We start from the raw sequence: 21553 nt of genomic DNA on the forward strand, positions 1-21553 counted from the left end.
TATGGCAGAGTTACAAAAAGGTTTAGAAGGGGTAATTGCAGCAGAAACTAAAGTGAGCTCTATCATTGATAGTCAACTTACATATGCTGGCTATGAAATTGATGATTTAGCCGAAAATGCTGAATTTGAAGAAGTAGTCTTTTTATTATGGCATTACCGATTACCTAATAAAGAAGAATTACAATCATTTAAAGAAAAACTCTTTAACTATATGACATTAAATCCTAGAGTATATAATCATTTTAAAGAGTACGCTACTAGTAATGTACATCCAATGACAGCATTAAGAACATCAGTGTCTTACGTTGCGCACTTTGATGAACATGCTGAGGATGAAAGTGAAGATCAAACGATGGAACGTGCAGTACGCATTCAAGCTAAAATCGCTTCACTTGTTACAGCATATGCTAGAGTTAGAGAAGGCAAAGAACCTGTTAAACCTAGTAGTGATTTAAATTATGCTGGTAATTTCTTATATATGTTACGTGGTGAATTACCAACAGATATCGAAGTTGAAGCATTTAATAAAGCATTGGTATTACATGCAGATCATGAGTTGAATGCTTCTACCTTTACTGCAAGATGTGCAGTGTCTTCATTATCAGACATGTATTCAGGTATTGTAGCAGCCGTCGGTTCTTTAAAAGGTCCATTACACGGTGGGGCAAATGAGCGTGTAATGAGTATGTTATCAGAAGTTAAGTCTATTGATGATGTAGATGAATACATTGATAATAAAATTAAAAATAAAGAGAAAATAATGGGATTCGGTCACCGTGTATATAAAAATGGTGATCCAAGAGCGAAATTCTTAAAAGAGATGAGTAGAAAGATTACATCCGAAACAGGCCAAAGCCAGTTATTTGATATATCTGTAAAAATAGCTGATAAAATGAAAGAAGAAAAAGGCCTTATTGCTAATGTGGATTTCTATAGTGCAACTGTATATCACAGTATGAATATTGAACATGATTTATTCACACCTATTTTTGCAGTTAGTAGAACTTCAGGTTGGATTGCACATATTCTTGAACAATATAGAGATAATAGAATTATGCGTCCAAGAGCACAATATATTGGTGAAACTAATAGAACTTATGAACCAATTGAAGAAAGATAATCACGAATTAACATAAATAAAACAATTCAAATGATGGAGGTATTTTTACATGGCAGGAGAAAAAGTAGTAAAAACAGCAGAAGGGTTAACTGTACCAAATAATCCTATCATTCCTTATATTATCGGTGACGGTATTGGACCAGATATTTGGTCAGCTGCTAGTAGAGTCATTGACGCAGCCGTAGAACAGGCTTATAACGGTGAAAAGAAAATTGAATGGAAAGAAGTACTTGCAGGTCAAAAAGCTTATGATGAAACAGGCGAATGGTTACCACAAGAAACTTTAGATACAATCAATGAATATTTAATTGCAATTAAAGGACCACTTACTACACCAATCGGCGGAGGTATTCGTTCATTAAACGTTGCACTACGTCAAGAACTTGATCTATTTACTTGCTTAAGACCAGTACGTTGGTTCCAAGGCGTACCTTCACCAGTTAAACGTCCGGAAGATACTGATATGGTTATTTTCCGTGAAAACACAGAAGATATCTATGCTGGTATTGAATTTAAAGAAGGAACACCAGAAGTTAAAAAATTAATCGATTTCTTACAAGATGAAATGGGTGCTAAAAATATAAGATTCCCAGAAACATCAGGCATTGGTGTGAAACCAGTTTCAAAAGAAGGTACAGAGCGTTTAGTTCGTGCAGCGATTCAATATGCTCTAGATAATGATCGTAAATCTGTAACTCTAGTTCATAAAGGTAATATTATGAAATTTACTGAGGGTGCTTTCAAACAATGGGGCTATGATTTAGCACATAATGAATTTGGTGATAAAGTCTTTACATGGCAACAATATGATGAAATTGTTGAAAAAGATGGTAAAGAAAAAGCTAATGAAGTTCAAGAACAAGCTGAAAAAGACGGTAAAATTATCATCAAAGATTCCATTGCAGATATTTTCTTACAACAAATATTGACACGTCCTGCAGATCACGATGTAGTAGCTACGATGAATCTTAACGGTGACTATGTGTCAGATGCGTTAGCAGCACAAGTTGGCGGTATTGGTATTGCACCAGGCGCAAATATTAACTATGAAACTGGCCATGCGATATTTGAAGCTACACACGGTACTGCACCAAAATATGCTGGTTTAAATAAAGTAAACCCATCATCTGAAATTTTAAGTGCTTCATTAATGCTTGAGCACCTAGGTTGGCAAGAAGCAGCTGACAAGATTACTGAGTCTATCGAAAAAACAATTGCTTCAAAAGTCGTTACTTATGACTTCGCACGTTTAATGGATGGTGCAAAAGAAGTATCTACATCTGAATTCGCTGATGAATTAATCAAAAATATTAAATAAAATGACAATAAATAACAATAAAGAAGTATTTTTCTAAGGAAAATAAATACTTTAGCTTAAGAGCGAGAATATGAAATCATGATTATTATGATTTCTATCTCGCTCTTTTATTTTGATTAAAATATATTTTACGAGCAAGCAAATCTTAGCAAAATATAATTTAAACGAAAGATTTAATAGTTAGAATATAAAATTAATGTTAAGGTATTATTAAAATCAGGAATAATAAGTATATTCAATACCAGTTATTGATTCATTGAAGAATTGTTTATGTAGACGATACAAATTCTTTGTGCTTTCTTTACAAATAACTAATTATTTTCTATTTATTAAGTTTATGTAAAAATACTTTTAAGTATGTTATTTTTATTAAAATTTACGTTATAATTAATTTGTAATCATAAATTTGGAGGTATACTATGTCACAAAAAGTACTTGTAGTAGATGATGAGCAATCAATTGTAACCTTGTTAAAATATAATTTAGAGCAAGCTGGATATATCGTGGATGTTGCCTATGATGGTGAAGAAGCATTAGAAAAAGTGAATGCTGTAAATCCAGAATTGGTTGTATTAGATGTTATGCTTCCTAAAAAAGATGGAATCGAAGTTTGTAAAACGATCCGATCTGATAAAAATTTAGTGCCAATTTTAATGTTAACTGCTAAAGATGATGAATTTGATCGTGTGTTAGGTCTAGAACTTGGTGCAGACGATTATATGACTAAGCCATTTTCACCGAGAGAAGTGGTAGCTAGAGTTAAAGCCATTTTAAGACGATCTGCCATGATCAATGAAGCAGTACCAGTTGAAAATGATGAAGATGATATTTTAATTGGTTCTATCAGAATTAGACCAGAATATTTTGAGGTTTACCGTGGTGATGAATTATTAGAACTCACACCTAAGGAATTTGAACTGTTACTATATCTTATTGAAAGACAAGGCAGAGTAATTACACGTGAGCATATGCTAAACTCTGTTTGGAATTACGAATTTGCAGGTGACTCAAGAATTGTGGATGTACATATAAGTCATTTAAGAGATAAATTGGAAGAGAACCCTAAGCAGCCTAAATTGATCAAAACAGTTAGAGGTTTAGGCTATAAATTGGAAAGACCTAAAGTCTAATGTTGAAGTTTCACCAAAGACTCTTATTTTTATTATGTACCATCGTTATCATTAGTTTTGTTGCATTAGGTGCAATAATTACACATGTCATTTACAATACAGTCATATCAAGCCAACAAGGTGACTTAGAACACCAAGCACAACATTTAGTCAGTTTATACAATCATGATAAAACAGATGAAATCAAAGATATTGCAAAAAACGAAAATTTTACTTTGATACTTACTGAAGGTAACGATGAAGTATTTTCCACAAAATCAGGGACCCCATTTAATAATGATATTAATAATGAAGCGAATCCTTCCAAAATAATTTACGATAAAATAGGGGATGACCGTAGATATACTTTTAAAACTTCGATTAGAGATAAAGATGTGATTATCAGTGGTGTTAATAATCAAATACTAGAACTACAAATAGGTATATGGAAATATGTAGGTTTAATTGGATTATTTGTATTGGTTATTATTTTCTTTGTCGTGAGAAGCATTAATAGAACTTACATTAGACCGATAAATGAAGTTACATATGCAACAAACCTATTAGCCGAAGGTTATTATCATGTAAGGGTTCCAGAAAGTAATGTTAAAGAAACGAGAGAATTATTCGTCACCACTAATGAGCTAGCCAGAAGATTACAACGATTAAATCATAAACAAAAGTTACAATCTAATCGATTGAAAACAACGATAGAAAATATTCCTAGTTCAATTTTAATGATAGATAAATATGGTGAGATTGTAATTGCAAACAAATCATATTATGATGTGTTTAATCCTGAGAATGTTGTAGAACATAAAAGCTATATCGACTTTATAGATCCAGAGATTCAAAAGTTAATCGCCGAAGCATTTAAAGTTGAAAAATCAACTTATGATCAAATAGAGTTGACAATTGACCAAGTCCACCAAAAATACTTTGACACAGCATGTATTCCAATTTTATCTAAAAGTAAAAAGAATCTTTACGGTATGGTAGTCGTGCTACATGATATTACAAATTTGAAAAAATTAGAAAATTTAAGACGTGAATTCGTAGCTAATGTATCACATGAATTGAAAACACCTATCACTTCTATAAAAGGCTTCGCCGAAACACTTTTAGATGGTGCTAAAAATGATGAACAAACATTAAATGACTTTTTAAACATCATTTCTAAAGAATCGAATCGTATTGAAACATTAGTATATGACTTATTAGATTTGTCTCATGTTGAGCAACAAACACAATTAGAAACAGAACCAACAAGTTTATCTGAAATTGCTGAGTCAACAATGAAGCATATGCAAAATATCGCAGAAAGTAAAAATATAACAATAGTTAATGAGATTGAACCAGATATTATTATTGAGGCAAATAAAGATAAAGTTTCGCAAGTAGCACTTAATTTACTTTCGAACGCAATAAGTTATTCTAAAGTTTCTAGTCAAGTCATTGTGCGTGTTTTCAAAGAAGGTAATAAGCGTGTGCTTGAAGTTCAAGATTTTGGTATTGGTATTAGTAAGCAAGATCAAAAACATATCTTTGAACGCTTTTATCGTGTAGATAAAGCCCGCAGTAGAGATTCAGGAGGCACAGGTTTAGGCTTATCTATTACAAAGCATATTATGGAAGCCCATCAAGGTAGAATTAATGTGTTTAGTGAACCAGAAAAGGGTTCTACTTTTAGAGTCACATTTTTTGATTAAAATAATAACTACGACCGATTTAACCATAACCATCATAGGCCAAGGTTAATCGGTCGTTTTATTTTGTGTTAGTAAAAATAGAGTAAGAAAAACTCAAATTTATTAGAAATCATTGTTTTGTCCTATACAAAGAGAAAAGTGCTTGTGAATGAATAGGTTGGAAAGCTGCCTGTGATAGAGACGATAAACATGTGCATAGTGATGCTTAATCATTAAACTATAATATGTGGATTAACAGTGACTGACAATAACATGGAGATTAATTGAAATAATTATTTTATCTCAACCTCATCGAATGAATACGGATTGACCTATAATTTATGATAAAATGGAAAGTAAATATGTGTTGGAGGTTAAAATATTGAATAAATTAATTTTAATTGATGGAAACAGTTTGAGCTTTAGAGCTTTTTATGCGTTACCATTATTACAAAATAAAGCTGGTATTCATACGAACGCCGTTTATGGTTTTGCAATGTTGTTGGAAAAAATTATAAAAGAAGAACAACCCACACATTTTTTAGTTGCTTTTGATGCTGGGAAAACAACATTTAGACATGCGCAATATAGTGAATATAAAGGTGGACGACAATCCACTCCTCCAGAACTTAGTGAGCAATTTCCATACGTTAGACAATTATTGGATGCATACCGTATCAAACGTTACGAATTAGAAAACTATGAAGCAGATGACATTATAGGTACTTTAAGCAAACAAGCTAATCATGAAAACTTCCAAACAATAATCATTACTGGTGATCGTGACTTAACACAATTAGCTACTGACGATGTTACAATCTATTACACTAAAAAGGGTGTTACAGATGTCGACCATTATACTCCAGAATTTATAGCTGAAAAATATAATGGTTTATCGCCGAAACAAATTATTGATATGAAAGGTCTAATGGGGGATAGTTCTGATAATATTCCTGGTGTGGCAGGCGTTGGAGAAAAAACAGCCATTAAACTATTAAACCAATTTTCCACAGTAGAAAATGTATACGAACATATAGATGAAGTTTCGGGTAAAAAATTGAAAGAAAAGCTTGAAAATAGTAAAGATGATGCTTTAATGAGTAAAACGTTGGCGACTATCAATTGTGATAGTCCAATTGAAGTATCATTAGAAGATACTAAATTGCCTGATCAATCAGATACTGATGACAAAATTGAACTATTTAAAAAATTAGAATTTAATCAACTCTTAGACCAGATGGATGCTTCAATTAATGACTCTGACGTTCAAGAGATGGATATTGAACTAGAAGATGATTTTACAAAAATTGATTTCAACTCATTAAAAACAGCAATCATCCATTTCGAGTTAGATGGTGCCAATTACTTAAAAGACAATATTTTGAAATTTGGCTTCTTCGATGGTCAACATTATGTCGTAGTCAATGCCGAACAACTTTCACAAAATCAGTCACTGGTTGCTTGGCTTGAAAATGAGAAGACTGAAAAAATCGTCTACGATGCCAAAAAGTCTTATATCGTAGCACATCGACTTGGTATTAATATTAAGCATATTGTGTTTGATGTGATGCTAGCTAGTTACATTATTGATCCTTCACGCACAATAGATGATGTGAATTCTGTGGTAGCAAACTATGGTCAGCATTATGTTCAATCAAGTGTAGCAATATATGGAAAAGGCAAGAAAAAACAAATTCCATCAGATGACGTATTAAATCCTTATGTGGGAACTATTATCAACGCCATTAACCAAGTTAAACCAAAAATTCAACAACAATTGGATGACTATAATCAAACTGATTTATTACATGATTTAGAATTACCGTTGGCTCGTATTTTAAGTGAAATGGAAGAGACAGGTATTTATACTGAACTTAGTGAACTACAACAAATGGAAGTAGAAATTCAAAGTAAATTAGATGTCTTAATTGACAATATCTATGATGCTGCAGGTGAAAAGTTTAATATTAACTCACCAAAACAATTAGGTGTTGTATTATTTGAAACATTAAAATTACCTGTCATTAAAAAGACAAAGACAGGATACTCTACAGCGGTTGATGTATTAGAACAGTTACAAGGAGAACATCCAATCATAGAATATATTTTAGAATATAGGCAATTAGCTAAATTACAATCAACGTATGTTGAAGGCTTACAAAAAGTGATTGCTGAAGATAATCGTATCCATACTCGATTTAATCAAACATTGGCTCAAACTGGACGTCTATCATCAATCGATCCAAACCTTCAAAATATACCAGTACGTTTAGAAGAAGGTCGAAAAATTAGAAAAGCATTTAAGTCAAGTGATAAAAATAATGTTATCTTTTCAGCCGATTATTCACAAATTGAATTAAGAGTACTGGCACATATTACACAAGATGAAAGTTTGAAACAGGCGTTCATCAATGATGAAGATATTCACACAGCCACAGCAGTGAAAGTTTTTGACGTAGAACCTGAAAATGTTGATAGTTTAATGCGGAGACAAGCAAAAGCTGTGAATTTTGGTATTGTTTATGGTATAAGTGACTATGGATTAAGCCAAAGCTTGGGAATAACTAGAAAACAAGCCAAAAAATTTATAGATGATTATCTGGACAGTTTCCCTGGTGTTAAACAATATATGGAAGACATAGTTAAAGATTGTAAAGCGCAAGGTTATGTAGAGACACTGCTTCATAGAAGACGCTATATTCCAGATATTACAAGTAGAAATTTTAATTTAAGAAGTTTTGCTGAAAGAACAGCAATGAATACACCTATACAAGGAAGCGCAGCAGATATCATCAAACTTGCGATGGTTCATTTTGCTAACGAGGTTAAACATACAGATTTTCATGCTCAACTATTACTACAAGTACACGATGAGTTAATTTTTGAATTGCCAGAAGAAGAAGTAGAAGACTTTGAAAAATTTATTGAAAAGATAATGGATAATGCATTGAAATTAGATGTTCCATTGAAAGTAGAATCTAGTTATGGACAAACATGGTATGACGCGAAATAGAAAGAGGGGAATATGGTGCCTGAACTACCTGAAGTTGAACATGTTACAAGAGGGATAAGGCCTTTTGTAAAAGGGCAAAAAATTGAGGATATTATGTTCTCTGATAAAGTGATAGAAGGAAAAAATAATAATAAAGAAACGATTATTAAAGGGTTATCTTTAGATACATTTAAACATTATACTAAAGGCTACACGATTCATAATATTGAAAGACGTAGCAAATATATTGTTTTTTATATTGAAAATAGTTCGACACAAAGAATAATTATTAGCCATTTAGGTATGGCAGGTGGTTTTTTTGTCGTAGATCATTTAGAAGATATCAGTGCTCCCAATTATCGTAAACATTGGCATGTTATTTTTAAATTAGATAATGACAAACTCTTAGTTTACTCAGATATTCGGAGATTTGGTGAGATTAGAAATGTTGCTTCATTTGAAGGATATCCATCATTTTTAAAAATCGCACCGGAACCTTTTGAGAAAGAAGCATTACCACATTTTATGTCATGGTTTGATAAAAAATTATATCAAAATAAACCAATCAAACAAATGATATTAGACCATAGAGTAGTTTCAGGTTGTGGTAATATCTATGCCTGTGAAGCATTATATAGAGCAGGTATCCATCCAGCACGTATATCTAAAGATTTAAATTATCAAGAAAAAGAAATGTTATTTTATTATGTTCGAGAAGTGTTAGAAGCGGGTATTAAATATGGAGGTACCAGTATTTCAGATTATCTCCATGCAGATGGAAGTACAGGTACGATGCAACAACATTTAAATGTATATAAACAAAAGACATGTAAAGTGTGCGGAAATGATATTGAGACACAAATCATTGCAACACGTAATAGTCATTTCTGTCCTGTATGTCAAAAATGAAGGAAGAGTGAAATTATGCCTAAAGTTATTGGATTAACTGGTGGTATCGCATCAGGAAAATCAACTGTTTCAGAATTGTTAACAGCACATGGTTTTAAAATTGTTGATGCAGATATTGCATCTCGTAAAGCTGTTGAAAAAGGTTCTGAAGGACTAGAGCAGGTGCGTTCAACATTCGGAGAAGAAGCAATCGATGAAGATGGTAATATGAACCGAGAATATGTAGGAGATATTATTTTCAACTATCCAGAAAAAAGATTAGAATTAAATGAAATCGTACATCCAATTGTTAGAACCATTATGGAACAAGAAAAAGAAGCATTTCTAAAAGATGGATATAATGTAATAATGGATATCCCATTACTTTATGAAAATGAACTACAAGATACAGTCGATGAAGTATGGCTTGTCTATACTTCTGAAAGTATCCAAATTGATAGATTAATGCAACGTAATGATATTTCTATGGAGGATGCAAAGGCACGTGTTTATAGTCAAATATCCATAGATAAAAAACGCAGAATGGCAGACCATGTTATCGATAATCGAGATTCTAAATTAGATTTAAAACAAAACTTAGAACAATTATTAACTGATGAAGGTTATATCGAAAGTGAAACAGGTCATTCGCAAGAAATTTAAATAACAATGTTTTTAAAATCATACTTATTTGATTCCTTCAAAGTGGACATTTAACAAATGAAAACTTTGGAGGGATTTTTTGTATATCAATAATAATAAGGATAAAGATTTTTCTAAAATTAATCGTTTAGAAAACTACAATTTTAATTATTTTAAGTTTTTTAAATTTTTCTTTAAGAAAACGCTTTCGCATTCGTCGATTTATGTTATACTAATTCCATAAAGTATAACACTAAAACGAGGGGTGCTTCGAATGACGACAAATATTGCAATTAATGGAATGGGTAGAATAGGTAGAATGGTATTAAGAATAGCGCTAAAAAATGAAAATATGAATGTAGTCGCGATTAATGCTAGCTATCCACCAGAAACAATTGCTCACCTAATCAATTATGATACAACACATGGTAATTTCGATTTAAAGGTAGAACCTATTGAGAATGGTATAAAAGTCGATGACCGCGAAATAAAACTTGTTGCTGACAGAAATCCAGAAAATTTACCATGGGGCGAACTTGATGTAGATATTGTAATTGAAGCTACTGGTAAATTTAATCACGGTGATAAAGCAGTCGCTCATATTTCGGCTGGTGCTAAAAAAGTGTTGTTAACAGGACCATCTAAAGGTGGAGATGTACAAATGATTGTTAAAGGTGTGAATAATGATCAATTAGACATTGAAAAATATGATATCTTTAGTAATGCTTCTTGTACAACGAATTGCATTGGGCCTGTGGCAAAAGTACTTAATGACCAATTCGGTATTCAAAATGGTTTAATGACAACAGTGCATGCTATTACTAATGATCAAAATAATATTGATAATCCACATAAAGACTTAAGACGTGCGCGTTCATGTAATGAAAGTATTATTCCTACTTCGACTGGAGCGGCTAAAGCACTTAAAGAAGTTTTACCTGAACTAGAAGGCAAACTACATGGCATGGCTTTAAGAGTGCCGACTAAAAATGTATCATTAGTTGATTTAGTGGTTGATTTAGATACTAACGTCACAGTAGAACAAGTTAATGAAGCTTTCAGAAATAACACATTAGAAGATGTGATTGCGACTGAAGATGCACCGCTTGTATCTATGGACTTTAACACAAATCCACATTCAGCCATTATTGATACACAAAGTACAATGATTATGGGTGAAAATAAAGTGAAAGTTATAGCTTGGTATGATAATGAATGGGGTTATTCAAATAGAGTTGTTGATGTTGCCGAAGAAATTGGTCAATTATTAAAAAATAATGTATCAACTGTTGTTAATTAATAGCCTAATTACTGTAAATATTTAATGTGGTTACTGCTTTGTAATTGCGTATCCAAGAAAATTAATTTATTGTTAACTTATATCTTTACCTCTCTTTAAAGTGAATGTGCATTTTCACTTTAAAGAGAGGTTTTATTTTAAATATGAAGGATTAAATGTATTTATTATAAATAAATAGCGTTATTGTGTAATACGATTCTTTTGTGGCATAACGATTTATAGTATAATGAATGGTAATCAAATTGAGAGGGTGGTAATTCGATGAAATGCCCGAAATGTAGTTCAACGCACTCTCGCGTTGTAGATTCACGACATGCTGATGAAGTTAATGCGATCAGACGTAGAAGAGAATGTGAACAATGTGGCACAAGGTTTACTACGTTTGAACATATTGAAAAAAGACCGTTAATCGTTGTCAAAAAAGATGGCACACGTGAACAATTTTTACCTGAAAAAATACTCAATGGTTTGGTGCGCTCATGTGAAAAAAGACCTGTGCGTTATCAACAATTAGAAGATATTACTAATAATGTAGAATGGAAATTAAGAGATGAAGGACGTGCCGAAATTTCTTCAAGAGAAATAGGGGAACACGTCATGAATTTATTGATGCATGTGGATCAAGTTTCTTATGTGCGATTTGCATCTGTTTATAAAGAATTTAAAGATGTTGATCAACTATTACAATCAATGCAAGGAATTTTAGCAGAAAACAAACGGAGTGATTCTTAAATGGGATTACAGTCCTATGATTATGGTTTAAGACCACAAGATGATTTCCACGTGTTGCGTCATTTTTATTTAAATCATAAACATTTAGAAATACTTAATAGATTATTTACGCCAATGATTGGCTCAAATGCTATTGGTTTGTATCATTATTTGAATCAGTTCGTAGAATTTGAACAAGATGTTGTGTTGACACATTATATTATTATGAATGAATTAAAAATAAACTTACTTGAATTCAGAAAGGAAATGGATTTGTTAGAAGGCATTGGATTATTAAAATCTTTTGCGCATCATTCTAAACAACACTCTTCTTTTGTATATAAGCTTGTACAACCACCATCAGCAGAGCAATTTTTTAATGATCCTATGTTATCTGTATATTTATATAGTCAAGTAAGTAAGCAACGCTACTTGCAACTGAAATCACATTTCGAGGATCAAATGACCATTGACTTAAGTCAGTACAAAGATGTGACGCGCACATTCATTGATGTGTTTAAAGTGCCTAACAAAGCACTGACTGAAGATACACAGATGATTGAAAGTGAAGAAACTTATGGTGGTGCAGATTTATCTAATGTAAATTTTGATTTTGAAGCACTTTATGATTTATTACAAAATCATTTTATTAGCACTAAAATAATTGATAGTGAAGCTAAAGCATTGATCACACAGATTGCGACTTTATATGGTTTAACACCAGAAGCAATGAAACGCATTATTTTAAAATCAATCACTAGTGCACAAGAGCTCTCTTTTGAAGAAATGCGTAAACATGCTAGAACGTATTACCTCATAGAACATGAGCAACAGCTTCCAAAATTAAAGGCTAAAAAATCAAATTATATAGATGGTGTCAGCACGGAAAAAAATAATATAACAGAAGATGATTCAAATCATTGGTTAAAACAATTAGACGAAACTAGCCCCATCGATATGCTTGCTTCGTGGTCAGAATCTGAACCGACGACGCAGCAAAAGTATATGGTCGAAGAATTAGTTGAAAGAGAACAACTACCATTTGGTGTAATTAATATACTTTTACAATTTGTAATGTTAAAAGAAGACATGAAACTTCCTAAAACTTATATCTTTGAGATTGCATCAAATTGGAAAAAAAAGGGTATCAAAACTGCAGAAGAAGCGTATCATTATGCTAAAAAGGTGAACCAACCTACATCCAAACAGTCAAATCAAACTAAAAATGGTAGTTATAAACCTAAACAACTCGTTTCTAGGGAAATGACACCTAAATGGCTAGAAGAACGAGATAGTAAAGAAACGAAAAATCAAAGTTTAGAAGAACTTAATAATCCAGATGAAGATAAAGCGTTAAAAAGAGACCGTGAAGCGTTGTTAAAACGATTGAATAGTAAGCGAGAGGAGGAATAATATATGAAGTCTTTCAATCATATTATGGGTGACTCTAAGGATTTAAGTCAGCGAATTGAAAAGATAAAAAAAGATGTTATCAATGATCCAGATGTCAAAATGTTTTTAGAGACACATCAATCAGAAGTAACTAATGCAATGATTGATGAAGATTTGAATATTTTACAAGAATACAAAGATCAAGAAAAACATTATGATGGCCATGCCTTTAAAGATTGTCCGAACTTTGTTAAGGGTCATGTGCCTGAATTATATGTAGAAAATCAGCACATAAAAATTCGTTACCTACCTTGTCCATGTAAAATCAAACATGACGAAGAAAAATTTGATGCCCATTTAATTGCTTCACATCATATGCAACGAGATACATTAAATGCGAAATTAAGCGATATTTATATGGACAAAAGAGATCGTATAGATGTTGCAATGGCAGCAACCGATATTTGTGAAAAAATAGTAGAAAAAGCGCCCCAAGTCAAAGGTTTATATATACATGGTCCTTTTGGAACTGGAAAATCATTTATATTAGGTGCGATTGCCAATGAATTAAAAGTTGAAAAAGTACCTTCTACGATTGTATATCTACCAGAATTTATTCGCACTTTAAAAGGTGGATTTAAAGATGGCAGTTTCGAATCAAGGTTAGCGAAAGTACGTGAATCACATGTGTTAATGTTAGATGATATTGGTGCTGAAGAGATTACACCTTGGGCAAGAGATGAAGTAATTGGCCCATTACTTCATTATAGAATGGTTCACGAATTACCAACGTTTTTTAGCTCTAACCTAAGCTTTGAAGAATTAGAATATCATCTTTCTGTTACGCGCAATGGTACTGAAAAAACAAAAGCAGCTAGAATAATGGAAAGAATTAAATCGTTAGCAACACCATATTTTTTGGAAGGCAAAAATTATCGTAACGATTGAATTATTAAAAAAATGTTGTATAATATAATTAAATCTAAATCAAGCGAAATAAAATGAAGACATGATAGATAATTTCATACTTCACAGAGAACCAATGTGTGATGAGAATTTGGTAAGTATCATTATCTGTTACTACTTCATGATAGATGTTCTAATCAACATCCGGCTCAAGACCGTTAACTTATGTAGAGTAAAGTATTTTTATCATTATAAAAATTACTTTAATTAGGGTGGTACCGCGAAGACCTCGTCCCTTTTAGGGATGGGGTCTTTTTGTTTTACGTTTGTAATATGACTATTTCGTGATGATTTAAGGCAAGTATAAATAGGAGGAATTTAAATGGATCAAATAAATATTACTTTTCCAGATGGTAATGCGAAAGCATTTGAAAAAGGAACTACTACAGAAGAGATTGCACACTCAATCAGTCCTGGTTTAAGAAAAAAAGCTGTAGCGGGAAAGTTAAATGGACAAATGATTGATTTAACAAGACCAATCGAAACAGATGGTGAAATTGAAATAGTTACACCTGGTAGTGATGAAGCATTAGAAGTTTTGCGTCACTCTACTGCACATTTAATGGCACAAGCTTTAAAGCGTTTATATGGAGATGTGAAATTTGGTGTGGGTCCAGTCGTTGATGGTGGATTTTATTATGATTTTGATATGTCTGAAAGCGTGTCATCTGATGATTTTGAAAAAATAGAAAAAACAATGAAACAAATCGTCAATGAAAACTATCCTATAGAACGAAAAGTAGTATCGAGAGATGAAGCGAAAACATTTTTTGCTGATGATCCGTATAAACTAGAACTAATAGATGCTATTCCAGAAGATGAAAATGTTACTTTGTATTCGCAGGGTGAATTCACTGATTTATGTCGTGGTGTTCATGTACCATCAACTTCAAAAATTAAAGAGTTTAAACTTTTATCAACTGCAGGCGCATATTGGCGTGGAGATAGTGATAATAAAATGCTTCAACGTATATATGGTACTGCTTTCTTTGATAAAAAAGACTTAAAGGCACATCTTAAAATGCTAGAAGAACGCAAAGAACGCGATCACCGTAAAATTGGTAAAGAATTAGAACTATTCTCAAACAATCAATTAGTAGGTGCAGGTTTACCATTGTGGTTACCGAACGGTGCAACAATTCGTCGCGAAATTGAACGATATATTGTAGATAAAGAAGTAAGCATGGGTTATGATCACGTGTATACACCAGTGATGGCAAATGTAGATTTATATAAAACATCAGGACACTGGGATCATTATCAAGAGGACATGTTCCCAACTATGAAATTAGATGAAAATGAAGAAATGGTGTTAAGACCTATGAATTGCCCTCACCATATGATGATTTATGCGAATAAACCACATTCATATCGTGAATTACCAATTCGCATTGCGGAATTAGGTACAATGCATCGTTATGAAGCAAGTGGTGCTGTTTCTGGATTACAACGTGTTAGAGGAATGACTTTAAATGATGCACATATTTTTGTAAGACCAGATCAAATAAAAGAAGAATTCAAACGCGTTGTTAATTTAATTGTCGATGTTTATGAAGACTTTGGATTTGAAAATTATAAATTCCGCTTGAGTTACAGAGATCCTGAGGATAAAGAAAAGTACTTTGATGATGATGAAATGTGGAATAAAGCAGAGAGCATGTTGAAAGAAGCGGTAGATGAACTAGGTTTAGCATACGAAGAAGCCATTGGGGAAGCAGCCTTTTATGGTCCTAAGTTAGATGTTCAAGTACAAACAGCTATGGGTAAAGAAGAAACGTTATCTACGGCTCAATTAGACTTCTTACTACCTGAAAAATTTGAATTGTCATATATAGGAAAAGACGGTGAGCAACACAGACCTGTAGTCATCCATCGTGGTGTTGTTTCGACAATGGAGCGCTTTGTTGCATTTTTAACAGAAGAAACTAAAGGAGCTTTCCCTACGTGGTTAGCACCAAAACAAGTTGAAATTATTCCAGTAAACGTTGACTTGCATTATGATTATGCTCGACATTTACAAGACGAACTTAAATCACAAGGTATAAGAGTCGAAATAGATGATCGAAATGAAAAAATGGGTTACAAAATCAGAGAAGCACAAATGCAAAAAATCCCTTATCAACTTGTCGTTGGGGATAAAGAGATGGAAAATAATGAAGTGAATGTTAGAAAATATGGTTCGCAAGATCAAGAAACGGTTGAAAAAGAATCATTTATTTGGGATTTGGTAGATGAAATCAGACTTAAAAAACAAAGATAACCTTGAAAGTAATGTTGAAATCATGTATATTGAATCTTAGTGAAATAAAAAAATAAAAAAATTGAGTTAGAGGTTGCGTTTTTAATCAGTAACAATCTGTAAGCTATTTGGAGCGTATGTAGGATTTGTGAAAGGTAAAAATGCCGAAATCAAAAGTGACCATTTTTCACTATTGGTTGGGTCAGTTTTCGAAAGAGACTGGACTGTCACATATGTGATGTGCTACCTATATAAATGCTATGACTAAAATGGTTGCATATCTAATAGGTATGTAACCATTTTATTTAGGTTTAAGATTATTATTCATACTAAAATGGGAAATTTATAGCAAATTGGTTAAATAACATGTATATTCCGATGTAAAGGTTATTAATAACTATAAAAGTATAATTATAATCGCATAGTAAGTTGGCCTCTAAGTTTAAAGGAAAGGGAGCATCTATGGCAAAAGAAGTAAATCAAAATAATGGAGTTAAAAGAGGGCTAAAAGATCGTCATATATCCATGATAGCTATTGGTGGTTGTATTGGTACTGGTTTATTTATGACTTCTGGTGGTGCAATTCATGATGCAGGTGCCTTGGGTGCATTACTTGCATATGCAATTATTGGAGCAATGGTATTTTTCCTTATGACATCTTTAGGAGAAATGGCTACTTATTTACCTGTTTCTGGTTCATTTAGTACTTATGCTACGCGTTTTGTTGATCCATCACTTGGATTTGCATTGGGATGGAATTATTGGTTCAACTGGGTTATTACAGTTGCTGCAGATGTTACGATTGCTGCACAAGTGATTCAATATTGGACACCTCTTTCAGGTATACCAGCTTGGAGTTGGAGCTGTTTGTTCCTAATTATTATATTTGGACTAAACGCTTTGTCTGTTAGAGTTTATGGTGAAAGTGAATACTGGTTTGCATTAATTAAAGTTGTTACAGTTATCATTTTTATTGCCATCGGTCTACTTACTATACTTGGAATTATGGGTGGAGAATTCGTAGGTTTTGACACATTTTCTAAAGGCGGTGGCCCAATTCTTGGTGACGGCTTAGGTGGTAGTCTACTGACAATTCTTGGTGTATTCTTAGTTGCAGGCTTCTCATTCCAAGGTACTGAATTAATCGGTATTACAGCTGGTGAATCTGAAAATCCAGAACGAGCAGTACCTAAAGCAATTAAACAAGTATTTTGGAGAATATTGATTTTCTATATATTAGCAATTTTTGTAATTGGTATGTTAATACCGTATGATAGTCCTTCTTTAATGGGTGGTGGCGATGATATTGCTACCTCACCATTTACACTTGTATTTAAAAATGCTGGATTAGCATTTGCAGCATCATTTATGAATGCCGTTATCTTAACATCGGTATTATCTGCTGGTAATTCTGGAATGTATGCATCGACTAGAATGCTATACTCCATGAGTAAAGACAAATTAGCATATCCAGTTTTTGGTAAAACAAATAGAAACGGCGTACCGTATGTATCGTTAATTACGACAGCTGTGATTGTCGTGGGCATCTTTGTATTGCAACATTTGAGTGGTGATGCTTACGAATATATTGTTGCTGCAAGTGGTATGACTGGTTTTATCGCTTGGGTAGGTATCGCAGTCAGTCATTATAGATTCAGAAAAGCATTTGACAAGCAAAATTATGATAAATCTAAATTAAAATACAAAGCTAAACTATTCCCATTTGGCCCAATCTTTGCTGGTGTCCTATGTGTGTTAGTCATTATTGGACAAGACGTAGATTTTATCAAAACAGGTGACTTTAACCTGAACCGATTTATTATCACATATATGGGTATTCCAGTATTTCTAGCATTCTTTATTTATCATAAATTACGTTATAAAACGAAAATGGTACCATTAGAGAAAGTGAACTTACGACAAGACATAGATATGGACGAAATTAAACATAATTAAAATAAACTGTTGACTTATTTGAAGATAGTTGCTAAGATAGGTAATGTTGAATACGAAACGAACCAAGTAGAAGCTCCCGCTTCTCACCTGTAGCGACGCTAAATGCAGTTGGCAGGTCTATATATACATGAAAATATCATGTGTAGAGAAGAGCGGGTATATTATATACTCGCTCTTTTTGCTTGGGATAATTTCGTAAAAATCTTGGAGGTGTCAACCATAGCAAAAGATCAGACTCAAGTTAACGAAACGATTCGCGCAAAAGAATTACGTTTGATAGGGCAAGACGGAGAACAAATTGGTGTTAAATCAAAATCCGAAGCCCTAGAAATGGCTGAAAGAGTAGGTTTAGATGTAGTCTTAATGGCTCCAAACGCTAAACCACCTGTTGCAAGGATTATGGATTACGGTAAATACAAATTCGAACAACAGAAAAAAGAAAAAGAAATGAAGAAGAAACAAAAAACAATCAACCTTAAAGAAATTCGCTTAAGTCCAACAATTGAGGAACATGATTTCCAAACTAAATTGAAAAATGGACGTAAGTTCTTAGAAAAAGGCGATAAATGTAAAGTTTCTATTCGTTTCAGAGGACGTGCGATTACGCATAAAGAAATTGGTCAACGAGTTTTAGAAAAATTCGCTGAAGAATGTAAAGATATCGCAACTATTGGGCAAAGACCTAAAATGGACGGTCGTCAAATGTTCATTATGCTTAACCCAATAAACGAAAAATAATATTAGATAATACAGGAGGAAATGAATCATGCCTAAAATGAAAACCCACCGTGGAGCTGCTAAACGTGTTAAAAGAACTGCTTCAGGTCAATTAAAACGTTCAAGAGCTTTCACTTCACATATGTTTGCAAATAAAACAACTAAACAAAAACGTAAATTACGTAAAGCTTCATTAGTGCACAAATCAGACATGAAACGTGTAAAACAATTATTATCTTATAAAAAATAATTGACGAGATAGCCTGAGAAACAGCGAAAAATTTAAGAATGTACACATTTTAAGGAGGAATTTATTATGCCACGAGTAAAAGGTGGAACAGTAACAAGAGCGCGTCGTAAAAAGACGATTAAATTAGCTAAAGGTTACTTTGGTGCAAAACGCACATTATATAAAGTTGCAAAACAACAAGTTATGAAATCAGGTCAATATGCTTTCCGTGACCGTCGTCAAAGAAAACGTGACTTCCGTAAATTATGGATTACACGTATTAATGCTGCAGCACGTCAACATGACATGAGTTATTCAAGATTAATGAATGGTTTGAAAAAAGCTGATATCGACGTAAACCGTAAAATGCTTTCTGAAATCGCGATTTCAGATGACAAAGCTTTTGGTGAATTAGTAGCAAAAGCTAAAGAAGCTTTAAAATAATTTTCAAATAAAGCCTGGGACACCATATTGTCTCAGGCTTTTATGTGGTATTGGCACTGCGTAAATACTTTATGATAGATATGCTTGTGTTAATACCTTTATAAGGTTAATGATTTAGATTCAAAGGTTGAAATATTAGATGATTAATAATTTACCTGCGAGTAAGCGTTTTGCTATTAGTATTGTTTTGAGATACGTGAATGTTTTGATAAAATGACAAGGAAGTCACATATGAAGGAGAAACTAATGTCTAAATTTGACGAAATGATTACGGTAGTACCAAGAAAAATTTTATTTGATAATGAAAATAATCAGTTTAATGGATTTTTAGATAAAAATTCGAACAAGGGACAAGACATTTTTGAAACACTATCGAATTATGAAATTAAACGACGTGGTGATATGGAAGAAGATCCAAGTTATAAACAACTTATTTCGTATTGCATTTTAGAAAATGAGCACGATGAAATATTAGTTTATGAACGACTCTCAGGTGGCGGAGAAACACGTTTGCATGGTCAGTCTTCGATCGGTGTTGGTGGCCATATGAATGACGTTAAAGGTGCTGAATCTATTAATGAAGTGCTTAGAGTGAACGCTCAGAGAGAATTAAATGAAGAAGTAGGCCTTTCTGAAAGTAAATCACAAAATTTAGCATACATAGGCTTTATCAATGATGATACAAATGAAGTTGGTGAAGTACATTTAGGTGTTGTATTTAAGATTAATGTTAACAGTAATGATGTAGAAGCAAAAGAGACCGACACTTTAAAAATTAAATGGGTCAACTATAACAAGATAGACAATTATGATGACTTTGAAACATGGAGTGCGCTCATTTTACAGGCAATACAATAGAGGTGTTGATTAATGTCTGATATCATTCCATTTCCGAGATCAAAAGAAAAGTTGATTAGAGAAATTAAACAAGCTTTTAATGAAAATAATTTAGCACAAGCTTATCAGTTGTTTGAGTCATTAGAAGCTCAGTTCGAACTTGATGAACAAATGGCTTTATTAAAATGTGCGATGCTTTTTAAAATGGAACATTATTTAGAGCTACGTGAAGAAGCAATCATTCTATTAAAACAAGGTATATCTAATTATGATGATTTAATGATTTATTATGTTAAAAGTTTAAATGGCTTAGGACAATATTTTGAAGTTGTTGAAATTATTAATCAAATCATAGATGAAGTCAATGATCATAAGACTAGAATGGAATTATTTCCAATCAAGGAATTTGCTTTAAGCCAAATTGATAAACATAATGAACATGCAGCTCAAATGCTACAAAGTTTTGATACATTAACACTTAAAGAACAAGTTAACATTATGCTGACGCTCATAGATCATAGTCAATATCGTTATCAAGATACAGTGATTCATTTGTTGAATGAGCTGAAACTCGCACCGAATGTCGTAACTATTATGTTGGAATACTTGCGTTTTGCAAAAAATGACCAAACGATTTCTATTCATAAATATGGATATGAAATCAATGTGATTCCACAGAATCTTGAAGGGCTAGAACAAACTTTATTTAAAACTGAAGTTATACCTAACGTTCTGAAGCAACTTGAAGATGGTGCAGCACAACAACTTGTAGAAGAAGCGCTTCATATGCTGAATAATCATGCCATTTTACTTTATCCATTAAATGTTGAACTCATTGCAACAAAGGAAACTTGGATAGAAGGTTATACAAATTATTTCAAATCAATGTTAGGTTTAGAAAGTATCGATGAAACGAATCATGTGCTTGCATTCATTGAGTCGTTAGATAAAGAAAAATAAGTAGTTTTATCATTAACTCATATGAAAAATGGGTAATGGAGTTAA

At 32.6% G+C, this 21553-nt stretch carries 18 protein-coding genes, 1 riboswitch and 1 other annotated feature; all 18 genes read left to right on the forward strand.

The annotated features are described in order from the left end of the window. Position 1 precedes the first annotated feature (1 nt). The 18 genes from JG554_RS05755 (at position 2) to JG554_RS05840 (ending at position 21508) form a co-directional block, all read left to right on the forward strand. Positions 2 to 1120: a citrate synthase gene (locus tag JG554_RS05755; protein ID WP_064208851.1), complete on the forward strand. Its 1119-nt coding sequence runs from the start codon at positions 2 to 4 to the stop codon at positions 1118 to 1120. A gap of 49 nt (positions 1121 to 1169) precedes the next feature. After that, positions 1170 to 2438 (forward strand): NADP-dependent isocitrate dehydrogenase, encoded by a 1269-nt coding sequence (gene icd / locus JG554_RS05760; protein ID WP_064208852.1) that lies wholly within the window; start codon positions 1170 to 1172, stop codon positions 2436 to 2438. Between the two features lie 419 nt (positions 2439 to 2857). Continuing rightward, positions 2858 to 3568: a response regulator transcription factor gene (locus JG554_RS05765; protein ID WP_046206876.1), complete on the forward strand. Its 711-nt coding sequence runs from the start codon at positions 2858 to 2860 to the stop codon at positions 3566 to 3568. Next, positions 3568 to 5256 (forward strand): two-component system histidine kinase PnpS, encoded by a 1689-nt coding sequence (gene pnpS, locus JG554_RS05770; RefSeq protein WP_046206877.1) that lies wholly within the window; start codon positions 3568 to 3570, stop codon positions 5254 to 5256. Before JG554_RS05765 ends, pnpS begins: the two co-directional genes overlap by 1 nt. 361 nt (positions 5257 to 5617) lie before the next feature. Continuing rightward, on the forward strand, positions 5618 to 8248 hold the full coding sequence (gene polA, locus JG554_RS05775) for a DNA polymerase I (protein WP_046206878.1): 2631 nt from the start codon (positions 5618 to 5620) through the stop codon (positions 8246 to 8248). A gap of 15 nt (positions 8249 to 8263) precedes the next feature. After that, complete coding sequence (gene mutM / locus JG554_RS05780) at positions 8264 to 9136, forward strand: bifunctional DNA-formamidopyrimidine glycosylase/DNA-(apurinic or apyrimidinic site) lyase (RefSeq protein ID WP_046206978.1); 873 nt, start codon at positions 8264 to 8266, stop codon at positions 9134 to 9136. A 15-nt stretch (positions 9137 to 9151) separates the two neighbouring features. Then, the gene (gene coaE, locus JG554_RS05785; protein ID WP_046206879.1) at positions 9152 to 9778 is read left to right on the forward strand and encodes a dephospho-CoA kinase; all 627 of its coding nucleotides are present in this window, start codon (positions 9152 to 9154) and stop codon (positions 9776 to 9778) included. Positions 9779 to 10031: 253 nt separating this feature from the next. Further along, a complete protein-coding gene (gene gap / locus JG554_RS05790; protein WP_046206880.1) occupies positions 10032 to 11057 on the forward strand; it encodes a type I glyceraldehyde-3-phosphate dehydrogenase in 1026 nt (341 codons plus the stop codon). A gap of 261 nt (positions 11058 to 11318) precedes the next feature. Then, positions 11319 to 11789: a transcriptional regulator NrdR gene (gene nrdR / locus JG554_RS05795; RefSeq protein WP_046207668.1), complete on the forward strand. Its 471-nt coding sequence runs from the start codon at positions 11319 to 11321 to the stop codon at positions 11787 to 11789. Next, positions 11790 to 13181 carry a replicative helicase loading/DNA remodeling protein DnaB gene (locus tag JG554_RS05800; protein ID WP_203265387.1) on the forward strand — a complete coding sequence of 464 codons (1392 nt, stop codon included), beginning with the start codon at positions 11790 to 11792 and terminating at the stop codon, positions 13179 to 13181. 3 nt (positions 13182 to 13184) lie between these two features. Beyond that, complete coding sequence (gene dnaI / locus JG554_RS05805; RefSeq protein WP_046207666.1) at positions 13185 to 14108, forward strand: primosomal protein DnaI; 924 nt, start codon at positions 13185 to 13187, stop codon at positions 14106 to 14108. 340 nt (positions 14109 to 14448) lie between these two features. Continuing rightward, complete coding sequence (gene thrS / locus JG554_RS05810; RefSeq protein ID WP_064208857.1) at positions 14449 to 16386, forward strand: threonine--tRNA ligase; 1938 nt, start codon at positions 14449 to 14451, stop codon at positions 16384 to 16386. A 59-nt stretch (positions 16387 to 16445) separates the two neighbouring features. After that, positions 16446 to 16619, forward strand: a riboswitch (Lysine riboswitch). A gap of 208 nt (positions 16620 to 16827) precedes the next feature. Next, positions 16828 to 18321 carry an amino acid permease gene (locus JG554_RS05815; protein WP_046207664.1) on the forward strand — a complete coding sequence of 498 codons (1494 nt, stop codon included), beginning with the start codon at positions 16828 to 16830 and terminating at the stop codon, positions 18319 to 18321. Between the two features lie 58 nt (positions 18322 to 18379). After that, positions 18380 to 18508: a sequence feature (ribosomal protein L20 leader region), on the forward strand. A gap of 23 nt (positions 18509 to 18531) precedes the next feature. Beyond that, the gene (gene infC / locus JG554_RS05820) at positions 18532 to 19059 is read left to right on the forward strand and encodes a translation initiation factor IF-3 (protein ID WP_203265388.1); all 528 of its coding nucleotides are present in this window, start codon (positions 18532 to 18534) and stop codon (positions 19057 to 19059) included. A gap of 28 nt (positions 19060 to 19087) precedes the next feature. Then, on the forward strand, positions 19088 to 19288 hold the full coding sequence (gene rpmI / locus JG554_RS05825) for a 50S ribosomal protein L35 (protein WP_019468477.1): 201 nt from the start codon (positions 19088 to 19090) through the stop codon (positions 19286 to 19288). A 66-nt stretch (positions 19289 to 19354) separates the two neighbouring features. Then, complete coding sequence (gene rplT / locus JG554_RS05830; RefSeq protein ID WP_019468478.1) at positions 19355 to 19711, forward strand: 50S ribosomal protein L20; 357 nt, start codon at positions 19355 to 19357, stop codon at positions 19709 to 19711. 246 nt (positions 19712 to 19957) lie between these two features. Next, positions 19958 to 20569, forward strand: a complete 612-nt coding sequence (locus tag JG554_RS05835; RefSeq protein WP_070039338.1) for an NUDIX domain-containing protein — start codon at positions 19958 to 19960, stop codon at positions 20567 to 20569. A gap of 12 nt (positions 20570 to 20581) precedes the next feature. Next, complete coding sequence (locus tag JG554_RS05840) at positions 20582 to 21508, forward strand: hypothetical protein (RefSeq protein ID WP_046207662.1); 927 nt, start codon at positions 20582 to 20584, stop codon at positions 21506 to 21508. Positions 21509 to 21553 lie beyond the last annotated feature (45 nt).

Origin of the sequence: Staphylococcus sp. 11-B-312, assembly GCF_016743055.1 — a bacterium.
Taxonomy (GTDB): Bacteria; Bacillota; Bacilli; order Staphylococcales; family Staphylococcaceae; genus Staphylococcus; species Staphylococcus ureilyticus.